At 71.4% G+C, this 15,949-nt stretch carries 11 protein-coding genes; 10 read left to right on the top strand and 1 reads right to left on the bottom strand.

Features of this window, described 5'->3' with window-relative positions:
• The first annotated feature begins 303 nt into the window (after window positions 1-303).
• The 8 genes from OG538_RS06035 (at window position 304) to OG538_RS06000 (ending at window position 11,402) form a co-directional block, all read left to right on the top strand.
• Complete coding sequence (locus OG538_RS06035; RefSeq protein WP_406090901.1) at window positions 304-1,239, top strand: sugar phosphate isomerase/epimerase family protein; 936 nt, start codon at window positions 304-306, stop codon at window positions 1,237-1,239.
• A gap of 327 nt (window positions 1,240-1,566) precedes the next feature.
• The gene (locus OG538_RS06030; RefSeq protein ID WP_406090899.1) at window positions 1,567-3,333 is read left to right on the top strand and encodes a dihydroxyacetone kinase family protein; all 1,767 of its coding nucleotides are present in this window, start codon (window positions 1,567-1,569) and stop codon (window positions 3,331-3,333) included.
• Window positions 3,334-3,420: 87 nt separating this feature from the next.
• Window positions 3,421-3,945, top strand: a complete 525-nt coding sequence (locus OG538_RS06025; protein ID WP_406090897.1) for a ribose-5-phosphate isomerase — start codon at window positions 3,421-3,423, stop codon at window positions 3,943-3,945.
• Window positions 3,946-4,055: 110 nt separating this feature from the next.
• Complete coding sequence (locus tag OG538_RS06020; protein ID WP_406090895.1) at window positions 4,056-5,480, top strand: gluconate:H+ symporter; 1,425 nt, start codon at window positions 4,056-4,058, stop codon at window positions 5,478-5,480.
• A 150-nt stretch (window positions 5,481-5,630) separates the two neighbouring features.
• The gene (locus tag OG538_RS06015) at window positions 5,631-6,569 is read left to right on the top strand and encodes an NAD(P)-dependent oxidoreductase (RefSeq protein ID WP_406090893.1); all 939 of its coding nucleotides are present in this window, start codon (window positions 5,631-5,633) and stop codon (window positions 6,567-6,569) included.
• Between the two features lie 92 nt (window positions 6,570-6,661).
• The gene (locus OG538_RS06010) at window positions 6,662-7,342 is read left to right on the top strand and encodes a GntR family transcriptional regulator (RefSeq protein ID WP_406090891.1); all 681 of its coding nucleotides are present in this window, start codon (window positions 6,662-6,664) and stop codon (window positions 7,340-7,342) included.
• A gap of 268 nt (window positions 7,343-7,610) precedes the next feature.
• A complete protein-coding gene (locus tag OG538_RS06005) occupies window positions 7,611-9,929 on the top strand; it encodes a beta-glucosidase (RefSeq protein ID WP_406090889.1) in 2,319 nt (772 codons plus the stop codon).
• Between the two features lie 189 nt (window positions 9,930-10,118).
• A complete protein-coding gene (locus OG538_RS06000) occupies window positions 10,119-11,402 on the top strand; it encodes an MFS transporter (protein WP_406090887.1) in 1,284 nt (427 codons plus the stop codon).
• Window positions 11,403-11,670: 268 nt separating this feature from the next.
• On the opposite strand, the gene OG538_RS05995 is transcribed toward OG538_RS06000, so the two are convergent.
• Complete coding sequence (locus OG538_RS05995; RefSeq protein ID WP_406090885.1) at window positions 11,671-12,513, bottom strand: response regulator transcription factor; 843 nt, start codon at window positions 12,511-12,513, stop codon at window positions 11,671-11,673.
• A 130-nt stretch (window positions 12,514-12,643) separates the two neighbouring features.
• Between OG538_RS05995 and OG538_RS05990 the strand changes: the two genes are divergently transcribed.
• Together OG538_RS05990 and OG538_RS05985 are read left to right on the top strand one after the other, a co-directional pair.
• A complete protein-coding gene (locus OG538_RS05990; RefSeq protein ID WP_406090883.1) occupies window positions 12,644-14,320 on the top strand; it encodes an AMP-binding protein in 1,677 nt (558 codons plus the stop codon).
• The gene (locus tag OG538_RS05985) at window positions 14,317-15,924 is read left to right on the top strand and encodes an AMP-binding protein (RefSeq protein ID WP_406090881.1); all 1,608 of its coding nucleotides are present in this window, start codon (window positions 14,317-14,319) and stop codon (window positions 15,922-15,924) included. Before OG538_RS05990 ends, OG538_RS05985 begins: the two co-directional genes overlap by 4 nt.
• The last annotated feature ends 25 nt before the right edge of the window (window positions 15,925-15,949 follow it).

Genomic DNA, 15,949 nt, shown 5'->3' with positions numbered 1-15,949 from the left:
GCGAACCCCCTGAACTCGCTTCGGGTCTTCACCGAACTCCCGCTGCACCAAGCACACATGACGTGGCATCGGCCATGCGAGGCTCGCGAGATCCTCCCGTAGGACGCCGGCCGCACAGCCACCTGGTCGCCGGCGGCCCTTCGCCGGGCCCGGGAGGCATCGACGTCGTGGAAAGTTCCGGCGTCCCCCACCTCTTCGTCCAGGTGTCGACTCACCAGCGCACGCCGTCGAGGTGTGAGATGGGCCACATTGACAGCCTCCATAATTCTAGATCCTATATGAAATAGAGAAAGGGAGCCGAAGATGACTCACACCGCAGAAACCTGGCCGATCGCCGCCGCCCTGCTGCAGTTCCCGAACGTCGGGCCCGATGGTGTCTCCACTCAGGAGCAGACGGCCCAGCAGTGGGCCGAGAGCCTTCAGGACGTCGTGGACGCCGGGTTCACCGAGGTCGACCTCACGGACGGCTGGCTGCGCCCCGGCGACCTCGCCCCCGCCCGCCTCGAAGAACTGCGGTCCACGCTCTCCCGGGTCGGCCTGAGCGCCCCCGCCATCTCCGCGATCCGGCGCAGCGTCATCGACCCCGTCGACGGCGACGCCAACCTCGCGTACTCGCACCGCACCATCGAGGCGGCCGCCGCTCTCGGTGTCCCGCTCGTCTCGGTAGGTCTGCACCGGCCGCTCACCCCTGAGCAGCAGGCAGTGCTCTGGTTCTGGACGGTGCCGGGGCCCAAGGACCCGGTCGGCGACCGCGAGACCTGGGACAAGGCCGTCACCCGCCTGCGCGAACTCGCCGACCACGCAGCCTCGGTGGGCGTCGAGCTGTCCCTGGAGATGTACGAGGACACCTACCTCGGCACCGCCGACTCCTCCGTCGCCCTGCTCACGGACATCGGCCGCGACAATGTCGGCCTCAATCCGGACCTCGGCAACCTCATCCGGATGCAGCGGCCCATCGAGTCCTGGGAATCCATGGTCACCAAGACGCTGCCGCATGCCAACTACTGGCACGTGAAGAGTTATTACCGTGTCGAGGACCCCGCCACGGGCACCGTTCTGACGTCCCCTGCGCCCATGGAGTCGGGCTTCGTCAGCTACCGCCAGGCCGTCCGGATCGCTTTGGCGCACGGCTACACCGGCGCCTTCTGCGTCGAGCACTACGGCGGCGACGGCCTGAGCGTGGCTGCCTCCAACCGCGACTACCTCAGGCGCATCCTGCCGCGCCGCACCGGAGCCTGAGCAGCTCCCCCCGCTGCCCGGCCCACGCAGAACACGGCGCCGCGATCCGGCGCCCGTGAAGCGATGCCGTGACGCGTCCTGACTCAGTGACGCGCGTGCGTCAGCCGTGCCGGGGCCTGCTCGGCGAGCGGGCCCCGGCCGCCCCGTCCCTCCCACGCCCCCGGGCGCCCGCACCGCCCCCGCCTCCCCTGACGCGGGCGGGCCCCGGGTGCGGAGTGCCGGGCCCCGCAAGGGCCCCTTCACCGGCCTTCGTACCGCAGGCCTTCCCCGGCGCACCGACGAGGCGCCGCACCCACCCTTACCTCTCCGACTAGGAGCTCACCCGCCATGACCCGGCTCTTCGACGACCCCGACCGCTTCAGCGAGGACCAACTGCGAGGCTTCGCCGCGGCCCACCCGGAGCACGTCACCGTGGTGCCCGGCGGCGTCGTCCGTACCCGGCCGCTGGCCGCGGGCCGGGTCGCCGTGGTCGTCGGCGGCGGTTCGGGGCACTACCCCGCGTTCAGCGGGCTGGTGGGGGAAGGACTCGCGGCGGGCGCCGTGGTCGGCAACATATTCACCTCGCCCTCCGCCCGGCAGGCCGAGTCCGTGGCCCGGGCCGCCGACGCCGGCGGGGGAGTCCTCTTCTCCTTCGGCAACTACGCGGGCGACCGCATGAACTTCGGCATGGCCCAGGCCCGCCTGCGCGACGCCGGGATCGACACCCGCAGTGTCATGGTCACCGACGACGTGGCCAGCGCCCCCGCCGAGCGGCGTCATGAACGCCGCGGCATCGCAGGCGACTTCACCGTCTTCAAGGTCGCCGGCGCGGCCGCCGAGGAGGGCCTCGACCTGGACGGCGTCGAGGCCGCGGCACGCCACGCCAACGACCGTACGTACTCCTTCGGTATCGCCTTCGACGGCTGCACCATGCCCGGCGCCGATGCTCCGCTCTTCGTGGTTCCCGAGGGCAAGATGGCCATCGGCCTCGGCATCCACGGCGAACCCGGCGTCCGCGACGCCGACATGGCCGACGCTCCGACGATCGCCCGCACCCTCGTGGAGCGGCTCCTCGACGAGCGCCCGGAAGGGGCGGGCCGACGCGTCGCCGCGATCCTCAACGGACTGGGCGCCACCAAGTACGAGGAACTGTTCCTGCTGTGGGGACACGTTGCCGACGCCCTGGCCGGGGCCGGGCTCACGGTGGTGCGGCCCGAGGTCGGCGAGCTCGTCACCAGTCTCGACATGGCCGCCTGCTCACTCACGCTGATGTGGCTCGACGAGGACCTGGAGCGCTGGTGGTGCTCCAGGGCCGACACCCCCGGCTTCAGCCGGCTGCCGCTGCCGAAGGCCCCGGACGGGCCCGGCACCGAGCCCGAAGCGATAGCCAAGGCCCCTGTCACCCGGGGGGACAGCGCCTCGCGTGCGGCCGCTGCCGACACTCTGGCCGCCCTGCGTTCGCTGCGTACCGCGCTGCACGATGCCGCCGCGGAACTCGGCCGCATCGACGCGGTCGCCGGCGACGGTGACCACGGGCGCGGCATGACCAAGGGCGTCGACGCCGCCGTGCGGGCCGCCGAGGAAGCCGAGGCGCTCGGCGCGGGCGCCCGTTCGCTGCTCAGCGCCGCCGCCGACGCCTGGGCCGACGAGGCCGGCGGCACCTCCGGGGTCCTCTGGGGTGTCGCCCTGCGCGCCCTCGCCCAGGAACTCGGCGACACCGGCCGGGCCGACGGCATGCGCGCCGCCGCGGGTGCCCGCGCCGCTCTCGACGCCGTCACCTCCCTCGGCGGTGCGAAGCCCGGCGACAAAACCCTCGTCGACGCCCTCGTCCCGCTCGTCGACACCTTCACCGCCGGCGTCGCGCGTGGGGGGAATCCCCGGTCCGTCCTCGCGGAGGCCGCAGCCGCGGCCACCGAGGCCGCTGCCGCCACCGCCGCGCTCACCCCGCGCCTGGGCCGCGCCCGCCCGCTGGCCGAACGCAGCGTCGGCACCCCCGACGCCGGAGCCCTCTCCCTGGCCCTGTGCGCGCGGACCGTCGCGGCTCTGCTCGGCGAGGGCGACGGCCAGGGAAACGGCCAGGGAAACGGCCGCCTCGGCGGCAACGACAACGGCTGAGCGAGAGCCGGGCCCCGCGGGCTCACGGCTCCCCGCTCGCGGCCCGAATGATCCCGACCATCCCCACCACCCCTTGGGAAACCTGACATGACGCAGAACCAGCACCCTGCTCCGCTCCGCATCGTCATAGGCTGCGACGACGCCGGATACGCGTACAAGGAAGCCCTCAAGGCCGACCTCGAAGCGGATCCTCGCGTCGAGTGCGTAGTCGACGTCGGTGTGACCGAGGGCGAGCACACCGCCTACCCGCACATCGGGGTGGCCGCCGCCCGCCTGGTCGCCGACGGGGACGCCGACCGGGCCCTGCTGCTGTGCGGAACCGGGCTCGGTGTCGCGATCAGCGCCAACAAGGTGCGGGGAGTCCGTGCCGTCACCGCGCACGACAGCTTCTCCGTCGAGCGCGCGGTCCTGAGCAACAACGCCCAGGTCCTCACCATGGGCCAGCGCGTCATCGGCATCGAACTCGCCCGCCGACTCGTTCGCGAGTGGCTCGGGTACCGCTTCGACGCGTCCTCCCCCTCGGGCGAGAAGGTCGCCGTCCTCGACGCGTACGACACCGCCGCGGCTGCCGGTCACGAAGGTCCCGAAGGCGAGCCCGGGTCCGGCTGCTGACACCCCCAGCCGCGGACAAGTACGCCCCGTTGATCAACGCCACCTCGTCAGCGCCACCTGATCAGCATCGCCCCCTGCCCTCACTTACAACGACGTAAGGTGCACCCTGCATGTCTCCGCTCGCCATGTCCGGGACTCACAGCCTGGCTGCGGCGACCGCGCCCTGGACCGGACACGACACCCGGCTCATCGTCATGGTCGCCCTCGCCATCGGCGTGATCATCTCGCTGATCGCGATTCTGGACTTCCATCCGTTCGTCGCCCTCATCGGCGGTTCCCTCGTCCTCGGTGTCGGTTCGGGCACCGGCCTGTCCACGGTCGTCGACTCGTTCAGCGCCGGAATGGGTTCCACGCTCGGTTCCACCGGCGCCCTGATCGCGCTCGGTGCGATCCTCGGCAAACTCCTCGCCGACTCCGGAGGCGTCGACCGCATCGTCGACACCATCGGCTCACGCTCGGGGCCCCGCCTGCTGCCCTGGTCGATGGCGCTGATAGCCGCGGTCATCGGCCTGCCGATGTTCTTCGAGGTCGGCCTCGTCCTGTTGGTGCCGATCATCGTGGTCATGGCCAGGCGGACGAACACGCCACTGGTCCTGCTCGCCGTGCCCGCCCTCGCGGGCCTGGGCACCATGCACGCGTTCGTGCCGCCGCACCCCGGTCCGCTGGTGGCCGTCAGCGCGCTCAACGCCGATGTCGGCACCACGCTCGGCCTGGGCCTGCTCGCGGCGATACCCACCGTGATCGTCGCCGGCCCCCTGTACGGGAGGTTCATCGCCCGTCATGTGCGCAGCGAGGCGCCCGCCGAACTCATCGCCTCCCTCGTCAAGGAGGCCGACGGGACGCGGGAGGCGGGCGCGGACCGCCGGGTGCCGAGCTTCGCCGTCTCCGTCGGCGCGGTCGCCCTGCCCGTCGTGCTGATGCTCGCCAAGTCGGTCGTCGACATCGCCTTCCCGGGTGACGCCTGGTACAACCACCTGCTGGACTTCCTGGGCACCCCACTCGTCGCGATGTTCGTCGCGGTGCTCGTAGCCATGGTCGCCTTCGGCTTCCGCCTCGGCCGGGACCGCGCCGAGGTCCGCGCCACCGTGAGCGCGGGCCTGCCCGCCGTCGCCGGCATCCTGCTCGTCGTCGGCGCGGGCGGTGGCTTCAAGCAGCTCATCGTGGACACCGGCGTCGCCGACGCCATCGGCAAGTTCGCCGCGGAGGCGCACATGCCGCTGCTCGTCCTCGGCTGGCTGCTCGCCGTCCTGATCCGGCTGGCCACCGGCTCCGCCACGGTCGCCACGACCGCCGCCGCGGGCATCATGGCTCCGTTGGCGGCCGGCGTCCCTCCGGTGGAGGCCTCCCTGATCGCGCTCGCGGTGGGTGCGGGGTCGCTCTTCTTCTCGCACGTCAACGACGCCGGATTCTGGCTGGCGAAGGAGTACTTCGGGATGAGCGTCTCCCAGAACATCAAGACATGGTCGGCCCTCTCGACGATCGTCGCCGTGATGGGCCTGGGCATGTCCCTGCTCATGTACGCGGTCTTCGTCTGACCCGTCCTGCCCGCGACGTCCTGCCCGCAGGCTCGCGGCCCGTTGCCCGCTCCCGAACTGGAGCGGGCAACGGGCCCGGCCTCCACGGACCCGTAAGAGAATCCGTTCATGCGGCCCCCACGACCGCATCCTGTAAGGAAGAAGCACCCGATGCCTGCTGAGAACCCCACCTCCACCCCCACCACCGCCGTCCTCGGCCTCGGCGCCATGGGCCTGCCCATGGCCACTCGCCTCGCCGGTGCCTTCCCGGTCCGGGCCTTCGACGTCTTCGAGGAACGCCGCGCCCTCGCCGCGCAGGCCGGTGCCACGCCCGCTGCCACTCCGGCCGAGGCCGCGCAGGGCGCCGATGTGGTCGTCATCGCCGTTCGCGACCAGGAACAGCTTGAGTCCTGCCTGTTCGGTGGTGGGATCGTCGAGCACGGCGCCGCCGAGTCGCTGCGTGAGGGTGCGGTCGTCGTGGTGACCTCCACCGTCGGTGTCGACGGCGTCCAGGACGTCGCGGCGCGCCTCGCCGAGCAGGGCGTAGGGCTGGTCGACGCTCCCGTCAGCGGCGGCTCCGTCCGTGCCGGCACCGGCGATCTGCTGATCATGGTCGGCGCGGACGACGCGGCCCTCGCCGCCGCCCGGCCGGTCCTCGCCCGGCTCTGCTCCACGCTGCACATCGTCGGACCGCGCATCGGCGACGGCCAGATCATGAAGACGGTCAACCAGCTCCTGTGCGGCATCCACACCGCGGCCGCCGCCGAGTCCCTCGCGCTCGCCCGTGCCCTCGGCATCGACCTGGACCGCGCCGTGGACGTGCTGGGCCAGGGCGCCGCCGCGTCCTTCATGCTGGCCGACCGCGGCCCGCGCATGGTCCAGCAGTACGAGGTGAAGGAGGACGGCACCGGCGGACCCGAGCTGCGCTCCCGGCTGGACATCATCCGCAAGGACATGAACATCGTGGTGTCCCTCGCCAAGAAGGCCGGCGTCGCCACCTCCGTGGCCGCCGCGGCCGACCAGCTCTATCAGCTCGCCATCAGCCAGGGCCTCGCCGCCGAGGACGACTCGGCGCTGATCACGCTGCTCTCCCCGCGGACCGCGCACTGAACGCTGCCCCACGGCGGGAGGGACGGCCGCTCCGACTAGGCTGAAAGCCGGTCCGCCGGGAAGCGTCCGGCACATCACAGGGAGAGTCAACGATGGGACCAGTCGGCAGGCAGGTACGTCCGGCAGGGCTCGGCAGGACCGTGCTCATGGACGAGGCGTACGACGCGTTGCTCGCCCTGATCCTCGATGAGGGCCTGGAGCCTGGTACGCCCCTGCGCATCGACACCATCGCCAAGGACTGGGGCGTCTCGCCGACGCCGCTGCGCGAGGCACTCGCCAAGCTGGAGAGCACCAGCCTGGTCGTGCGCGTCCCGCACCGCGGCTACACGGTCGCCCCGCTCCTGGACGACGGCGGGTTCCGTGAGCTGATGGGTGCCCGGCTGCTCATCGAGCCGTACAGCGCCCGCCAGGCATGCGAGAGGGATGCGGCAGGCACGGCGCGCGCCCTTGCCGAGAGCCACCGGCTGATGGAAGCAGCCGCGGGGCAGCGCGTGGCGGACGACTTCCGCGCCTACCTCCAGGCCGACTCCGCCTTCCACGCCACCATCGCCCGGGCCGCGGGCAACCGCTTCCTCGCCGCGGCGATCGACCCGCTGGGCGCGCACATCCAGCGCTTCCGTCGTTTCACCGGCGGTCGCGTCACCGATACGCAGGAGGCGCTGGCCGAACACGCAGCGGTCCTGGGTGCGTTCGAGGCAGCGGACGGGGACGCCTGCGAGGCGGCGATGCGCGTGCATCTGGAGGGCGTGGCGCACCGGTCGTTCGGCCACTGACGTCGGCACTCGCAGAGGGCCCGCCACTCGGAGTTCCTGAAGGACCGTAGCGGCTGCGCGCTGTCCCCGACCGGGGCCGCAGCCGCTCTTCAGCCTGCCCGGAATCCTTGATTCCGGATGGTTGAAGACCACACTCGCAATCTCTTGACCTGGCTGTTTGCTCCCGTGCATGCTGCATCCACCATTTGTTATTGATGTGAACTTATCTCACCGGTCCGACTTCCGACGTGGCGTCGCAGGCTCGCGGGCCGGGAGCAGGAGCCCCCCCATGAACCCCTGGAACGACACCGCGCTCGGCGACGACGAGCGGGTCGAGGCCCTCATGGCCGAGATGACGCAGGCCGAGAAGCTCGCCCAGCTGGGCAGCTACTGGGCCAAGGCCAATGTCGGCAGCGGCGATGCCCGCGTCGCACCGATCGAGGAGGCACTCGCCGCCGCCTCGGGGGAGTCCACGGCCCTCGCCCACGGCATCGGCCATCTCACCCGCCCCTACGGCACCAGGCCCCTCACCCCCGACCAGGGCCGCACCGAGCTCGTCCGCCTGCAACGACGGCTGATCGACGCCACCCGCCTGGGCATCCCCGCCATCGCCCACGAGGAGTGCCTCACCGGTTTCGCCGCCTTCGGCGCCACCGTCTACCCCACGCCCCTGGCCTGGGCCGCGACCTTCGACACCGCGCTGGTCGAAAAGATGGGTGCCGCGATCGGCCGCGACATGGCCTCCGTCGGCGTCCACCAGGGGCTAGCCCCGGTCCTGGACGTCGTACGCGACTACCGCTGGGGCCGTGTCGAGGAGACTCTGGGTGAGGACCCGTACCTGACCGGACTCGTGGGCACGGCCTATGTGCGCGGCATGCAGTCCCAGGGCGTCATCGCGACCCTCAAGCACTTCGCCGGTCACGCCGCCTCGCGGGGGGCCCGCAACCACGCGCCCGTCTCCATCGGTGCCCGCGAGATGGCCGATGTGATCCTGCCGCCGTTCGAGATGGCTGTGCGCGAAGGCGCCGTCGGCTCGGTGATGAACACCTACACCGACCAGGACGGCGTCCCGGCCTGCGCAGACGAGCACCTCCTGACGACCGTGCTGCGCGAGCAGTGGGGCTTCACCGGTACGGTCGTCTCCGACTACGGGTCGATCGCGTTCCTGCGGACCATGCACCGCGTCGCCGCCACCGAGGGGGATGCTGCCGGACTCGCCCTGGGCGCCGGCATGGACATCGAACTCCCCAACACCCGCTGCTACGGCGGCCCTCTCGCCGAGCAGCTCGACGCCGGCCGGGTCGCCCCCGAACTCCTGGACCGTGCCGTCGAACGCGTCCTGCGCCACAAGCTCACGCTCGGCCTGCTGGACGAGGGCTACACCCCCGAGGCGGACGCCGGTGTCGGCACCGCCGTCGACCTGGACTCCCCGGCCAACCGCACGCTCGCGCGCACCCTTGCCGAACGCTCCGTCGTCCTGCTCGCCAACGAGGGCGCGGCCCTTCCCCTGGAGGCCGCCCGCACTCCAGTCATCGCCCTGATCGGCCCGGGCGCGGACGACTCCGGCACGTTCCTCGGCTGCTACTCGTTCCCCAACCACGTGCTGCCCAAGCACCCCGGCCACCCGGCGGGACTCGCGCTGCCCAGTCTGCGCGAGGCGCTCACCGCCGAGCTGCCGGACGTCACCTTCACCTACGAGCGGGGCTGCACGGTCAGCGGCACCGACCGCTCCGGTCTGCCCGCCGCCGTCCGGGCCGCCGCCTCGGCCGATCTGGCCCTGGTCGTCGTCGGCGACCGCTCCGGCATGTTCGGCAATGGCACCTCGGGGGAGGGGTGTGACGCCCCTGACCTTCAACTGCCGGGTGTGCAAACTCAGTTGGTCGAGGATGTCCTTGCCGCCGGGGTTTCGGTCGTCCTGCTCGTCGTCTCCGGCCGCCCCTATGCTCTCGGCGGTCTCGCGGAGAGGTGTGCCGCCGTGGTGCAGACCTTCATGCCGGGCGAGGAGGGTGGCCCCGCGCTGGCCCGCGTGCTGTCGGGCCGGGTCACTCCGGGCGGCAAACTGCCCGTGCAGATCCCGGCCACACCGGGAAACAGCTCCGGCACCTATCTCAACCCGCCCCTCGGCCGTTTCAGTGACGGGATCAGCGTGCTCGACAACACGCCCCTGTATCCGTTCGGGCACGGCATCTCGTACACGTCCTTCGGCTACGAGGACCTGCGTGTCGCCCAGGAGGGGCGCGTTCCCACCGACGGGTTCATCGAGGTCTCCTGCCTGGTGCGCAACACCGGCGGGTGCGCGGGCCGAGAGATCGTGCAGATGTACTACGACGACCCGGTCGCACAGGTCGCCCGTCCCACCCAGCAACTGGCGGCCTTCAAGGCGGTCGACCTCGCGCCCGGCGAGGAGACCCGGGTGTCGTTCAGGGTCCACGCGGACCAGACCTCGTACACCAAGGACGCCTCGGGTGACGGCCTGCGCATCGTCGAACCCGGCACCATCCGCCTCATGGTCGGCTCCTCCAGCGGCGACATCCGGCTGAGTGCCGACATCGAACTCACCGGACCGCAGCGCCGGGTGGGCGCGGAGCGCCACCTCACCCATTCGTAACCAGCGCCCGCGCCCCCGTCCCCACGGGCCGAACATCTCCGCGACCCCGCGCCCCCGTCCCCACGGGCCGAACATCTCCCCGACCCCGCGTGAACCCTGCCGCAACCGACGGCAGGCGAGCGCTGCCTCACACCGTGCCTCCCCACCTCTGCGCACGTCCTGCCCGCTCAACAGGAAGCAGCCCCCACCGTGACCACGGACACCCTCCGCCGCGACGCCGGAGCGCCCCCGCCCGGCGAGTCCCCCGCCTCCGCCCAGGCGCCCCGGCCCCGACTTGTGGTCGGCATGGCAGCAGGCCAACTCGGCCTGTTTCTCGCCCTTCTGACGCCCATCCTGGTGAGCCTGCAACTCAAGGTGCAGTCGATCGTCCCCGAGGACGACCAGGTGACCTCGCTCGGCATCATCACCATGACCGGTTCGGTAGCCGCAATGCTGGCGAACCCGTTCTTCGGGCGTCTCAGCGACCGCACCGCCGGCCGCTTCGGCCGTCGCAGGCCCTGGCTCGTCCTCGGCATGCTGGGTCTGCTGATCGGGCTGATGATCATCGCGACCGCGAGCAGCGTCGCCGTCGTCGCCGTCGGCTTCGTCATCGCCTCCGCGTCCGCCAACGCGGCACTCGCCGCCTTCGTCGCGACCGTCGCCGACAACGTCCCCGAGCACAAGCGCGGCAGGATCAGCGGGCTGCTCGGCATCATGCAGAACCTGGCCCCCACCGCGGGCACCTGGATAGCCAAGTGCTTCACCGACCAGATGCTGCTGCTCTTCCTGGTCCCCAGCCTGATCGGCATCCTCCTGGTGATCGGCTACGTCCTGGTCCTGCCGGACAGGCCGCTGGAGCACAAGCCCCCGCGGGAGGGGTTCAAGGCCGTCCTGCGCACCTACTGGGTCAGCCCCAGGCAGCACCCGGACTTCGCCTGGGCCTGGCTCTCGCGCTTCCTGCTGACCCTCGCCAACTGGATGTTCACCACCTTCCGCCTCATCTACCTCCAGCACGAGATGCGGCTCACCACCGCGGAGGCGACCGAGACGCTGGCCACCGGTGTCCTCATCTACGGGCTCTGCGTGATGAGCTCCGCTCAGGCCGCAGGCTGGCTCTCGGACCGCTGCGGTCGCCGCAAGCCCTTCATCGCCGCCGCCGCGGTGCTGTTCGGCGTCGGCATGCTGATCCTCAGCCGGTCCGACACGGTCGGCCTGTTCTACTGCGCCGAGATCGTCCTGGGGCTGGGCTTCGGCACCTACCTCGGTGTCGACCTCGCCCTGGTCATCGACGTACTGCCGGACCCGAAGAATCCCTCGAAGGATCTCGGCATCTTCAACATCGCGATGTCGGCCCCGCAGATCTTCGCGCCCGCACTCGGAGCCCTGCTCATCTCCCTCGGCGGCGGCCACAACTACTCGATCCTGCTGATCACTTCCTCCCTGGTGTGCCTCGGCGGCGCGCTGGCGATCCTGCCGGTGCGCAAGGTGCGCTGACCCTCCCGTACGGAGGGCACCTGCCGTACGCCACGCGAGCGCATCCCCGCGACGCGGACCCGCCGGCCCCGCCGGCGGGTCAGGGCGTCGTACTCCACGTGGCGGAGTCGTGGCCCGGTGCCGGACGGAACTCGCAGCCGAAGCGGGTCCCGTGGAGAGAGCGCACGCCTCGCGTTCCCGCGGGTCCCCGGAGGGGGACCGGCGCACCGCCGGCGAGGAACGGGCGAGTCCCGTACCGGACCCCGCCCCGCCTGCGTGAGCGGCTTGACTACGGCAGCAGCCCCGCCCGCCGGGCCGCGACGACCGCCTCCAGCCGGGTGTGCGCGCCCAGCTTCCGCATCGCGGAGCGCAGGTAGCCCTTCACGGTCTCCGGCCGCAGCCCCAGCCGGTCCGCCGCCACCGCGTTCGTCGCGCCCGCGGCGACACAGGCGAGGACGTCGACCTCGCGCGGCGCCAGCCGGCACATGCGCACCGTGGGCACCCGCGCTCCCGCCGCCGCGGCGAGCCGCCCGCACACCGCGAGCAGTTCGTCGCGCAGGGCCGGGTCGACGACCTTCGGGGCGAGGGTGCGCAGCTCTCGGTGCGCCTCCCGGACGTCCTCCCACGCCCCGGGCACGGCCCGGGGGTCGGTGACCTCCTCCCGGGTCACGGCGAGCAGTTGCTGCACCTCGTCCCGCACGGCCAGCGCCTGCTCCACGTCGCGGGCCGCCGCGACCGCCGCGTCGAAGGTCCGGTCCCCGAGCGTGAGGGGCTCGCGCAGCGCCCCGTACAGCACACCCCGCACCCGGCGGCGTACGACGACGGGCACGGCGACCACCGAGCGCAGGCCCTCCGCGGCCACAGCCAGGTCGTACTCGTGGCTGATGTGGCGCGAGGAGTGGTAGTCGGTCACCGCGCACGGCCGCGAGAGCGCGATCGCCTTCCCGCCGAGACCGCTGCCGGCCGAGATCACCAGTCCGCGCAGGGCCGCGGTCTGCGCCCCGTTCAGCTCCGCGATCCTGGCGTGGCGGGTGTCGGAGAGCAGCCCGCCGAAGGCCACGGGCAGCCCGCTCGTCCGGCGCAGCCGCAACAACGCTGCTTGCATCTCGACCGCATCGACGGATTCCGGCACGCTGACGCCTCTCCACCCGGCTCAGGGGGACACGACATTCCCCGCGGCACCCCCGTTCGGGGGTGGTGAGAGCTGGGTCACTGTTTACATGATGTTAAGCGACCGGTCCGGTCCGCAATGAGGAGGGCACATGTCGGCATCCAGCGCGACGGAGACGTTCCGGGCCGCCCGGGACTTTCTGCTTCGGCACCGCGAGGACTACACCGCGGCCTACGACGGTTTCCGCTGGCCCCGCAGCGACCACTTCAACTGGGCGCTCGACTGGTTCGACGTCATCGCCCGGGACAACGACCGCACCGCCCTGCACATCGTGGAGGAGGACGGCGGACGCACCGAGATGTCCTTCGCCCGGATGTCCGCCCGCTCCAACCAGGCCGCGAACTGGCTGCGCGCCCAGGGCGTAAGGGAGGGCGACCGCATCCTCGTCATGCTCGGCAACCAGGCCGAGCTCTGGGAGACCGCGCTCGCCGCGATGAAACTGCGCGCCGTCGTCATCCCCGCGACGCCGCTGCTGGGCCCGGCCGACCTGCGCGACCGGGTCGAGCGCGGCCGGGTCAGGCACGTCCTCGTCCGGGACGCCGACACCGCCAAGTTCGACGAGGTGCCCGGCGACTACACCCGGATCTCCGTCGGCGCCGACACCGAGGGCTGGATCTCCTACGCCGGGGCCGACGACCAGCCGGATACGTTCACGGCGGACCGCGAGACCGACGCCGACGAGCCGCTGATGCTGTACTTCACCTCGGGCACCACCGCCAGCCCCAAGCTCGTCGAGCACACCCATGTCTCCTACCCCGTGGGCCACTTGTCGACGATGTACTGGATCGGCCTCAAGCCCGGGGACGTCCACCTCAACATCTCCTCGCCCGGTTGGGCCAAGCACGCCTGGTCCAACCTCTTCGCCCCGTGGAGCGCCGAGGCGACCGTCTTCATCTTCAACTACACCCGCTTCGACGCCGGCCGGCTGATGGCCGAGATGGACCGCTCGGGCGTCACCAGCTTCTGCGCCCCGCCCACCGTGTGGCGCATGCTCATCCAGGCCGACCTCTCCCAGCTGACGACCCCGCCGCGCGAGGTCGTCGCGGCGGGCGAGCCGCTGAACCCCGAGGTCATCGAGACCGTCCGGCGGGCGTGGGGCGTCACCATCCGCGACGGCTTCGGCCAGACGGAGACCGCCGTCCAGGTGGCCAACACACCCGGCCAGGTCCTGAAGGCCGGTTCGATGGGCCGCCCCAGCCCGGGTTTCAAGGTCGTCCTCCTCGATCCGGTCAGCGGCGAGCCGGGCGCCGTCGAAGGTGAGATCTCGCTCGACCTGTCGGCCCACCCGGTCGGCCTGATGACCGGCTACCACGGCGATCCGGACCGCACAGCCGAAGCCATGGCGGGCGGCTACTACCGCACCGGAGACATCGGCTCCCGCGACGCCGAGGGCTACATCACCTACGTCGGCCGCGCCGACGACGTGTTCAAGGCCTCCGACTACAAGATCTCCCCGTTCGAGCTGGAGAGCGCCCTGCTGGAGCACGAGGCCGTGGCCGAGGCCGCCGTCGTGCCGGCCCCCGACCCGTTGCGGCTCTCCGTCCCGAAGGCGTACGTCGTGCTGGCCGAGGGCTGGGAGCCCGGACCGGACACCGCCAAGGTGCTCTTCGCCCACTCCCGGGCCGTGCTCGCCCCGTACAAGCGGGTCCGCCGGCTGGAGTTCGCCGAGCTGCCCAAGACCGTCTCCGGGAAGATCCGCCGCATCGAGCTGCGCGAGCGCACTGCCCAGGGCACGGGAACCGAGTACAGCGAGGGGGACCTGGCATGACCGAACCGTCCTACGCCCACGGCACCGGCACCACCGCACTCCTCGGCGACACCATCGGACGCAATCTCGACCGGGCGGTCCAGGCGTACCCCGGCCGGGAGGCGCTCGTCGACGTACCGTCCGGACGGCGCTGGACGTACGCCGAATTCGGCGCGGCCGTCGACGAACTGGCCCGTGCGCTCATGGCCTCGGGCGTGGCGAAGGGGGACCGGGTCGGCATCTGGGCGATCAACTGCCCGGAGTGGGTCCTCGTCCAGTACGCGACCGCGCGCATCGGCGCCGTCATGGTCAACATCAACCCGGCCTACCGCGCGCACGAGCTGGAGTACGTACTGAAGCAGGCCGGGGTCTCGCTCCTGGTCGCCTCGCTCGCGCACCGCACCAGCGACTACCGGGCGCTGGTCGACGAGGTCCGGGCCGGCTGCCCCGACCTGCGCGCCGTGCACTACATCGGCGACCGCTCCTGGGACGATCTGCTCGCCGTCGCCGGATCGGTGACCGCAGAGCAACTCACGGCCCGTGAAGCCGGGTTGTCCTGCGACGACCCGATCAACATCCAGTACACCTCCGGCACGACCGGTTTCCCCAAGGGTGCCACTCTCTCCCACCACAACATCCTCAACAACGGTTACTTCGTGGGGGAGTTGGTCGCCTACACCGAACAGGACCGGGTCTGTCTGCCGGTGCCGTTCTACCACTGCTTCGGCATGGTGATGGGCAATCTGGGCATCACCTCGCACGGAGCCTGCATCGTGATCCCGGCCCCCGCCTTCGAGGCGGCCGCCGTCCTTGCCGCGGTGGAGCAGGAGCGCTGCACCTCGCTGTACGGCGTCCCCACCATGTTCATCGCGGAGCTGAACCTCCCCACCTTCGCCTCGTACGACCTCTCCTCGCTGCGCACCGGCATCATGGCCGGATCTCCCTGCCCGGTCGAGGTGATGAAGAGGGTCGTCGCCGAGATGCACATGGACGAGGTGTCCATCTGTTACGGCATGACGGAGACCTCCCCCGTCTCCACCCAGACCCGCCGCGACGACGACCTGGAGCGCCGCACCGGGACGGTCGGCCGGGTGATGCCGCACATCGAGGTCAAGGTCGTCGATCCGGCGACGGGAGTGACGCTGGAGCGCGGCGCGTCGGGCGAACTGTGCACCCGCGGCTACAGCGTGATGCTCGGCTACTGGGAGCAGCCCGAGCGGACCGCCGAGGCGATCGACGCGGGGCGCTGGATGCACACCGGGGACCTCGCGGTGATGCGCGAGGACGGCTATGTGCAGATCGTCGGCCGCATCAAGGACGTGATCATCAGGGGTGGCGAGAACGTCTATCCACGGGAGGTCGAGGAGTTCCTCTACCGTCACCCGAAGATCGCCGACGTGCAGGTGGTGGGGGTGGCGGACGAGCGGTACGGCGAGGAGATCCTGGCCTGCGTCATCGCGGCGGACCCGGCCGGCCCCCCGAGCCTGAAGGAGGTCAGGGACTTCTGCCACGGGCAGCTGGCGCACTACAAGGTGCCGCGCCTGCTCCAGATCATGGATACCTTCCCGATGACGGTCAGCGGGAAGGTCCGGAAGATCGAACTACGGGAGAACTACGCCCGGTAGGGGTGGGGACGGGCGCCGGGGCGCC

Origin of the sequence: Streptomyces sp. NBC_01013 (assembly GCF_045162765.1) — a bacterium.
In the GTDB taxonomy this organism is placed as follows: domain Bacteria; phylum Actinomycetota; class Actinomycetes; order Streptomycetales; family Streptomycetaceae; genus Streptomyces.
Note: the sequence above shows the minus strand (reverse complement) of the source record. Positions and strands in the feature narration are given on the sequence as shown.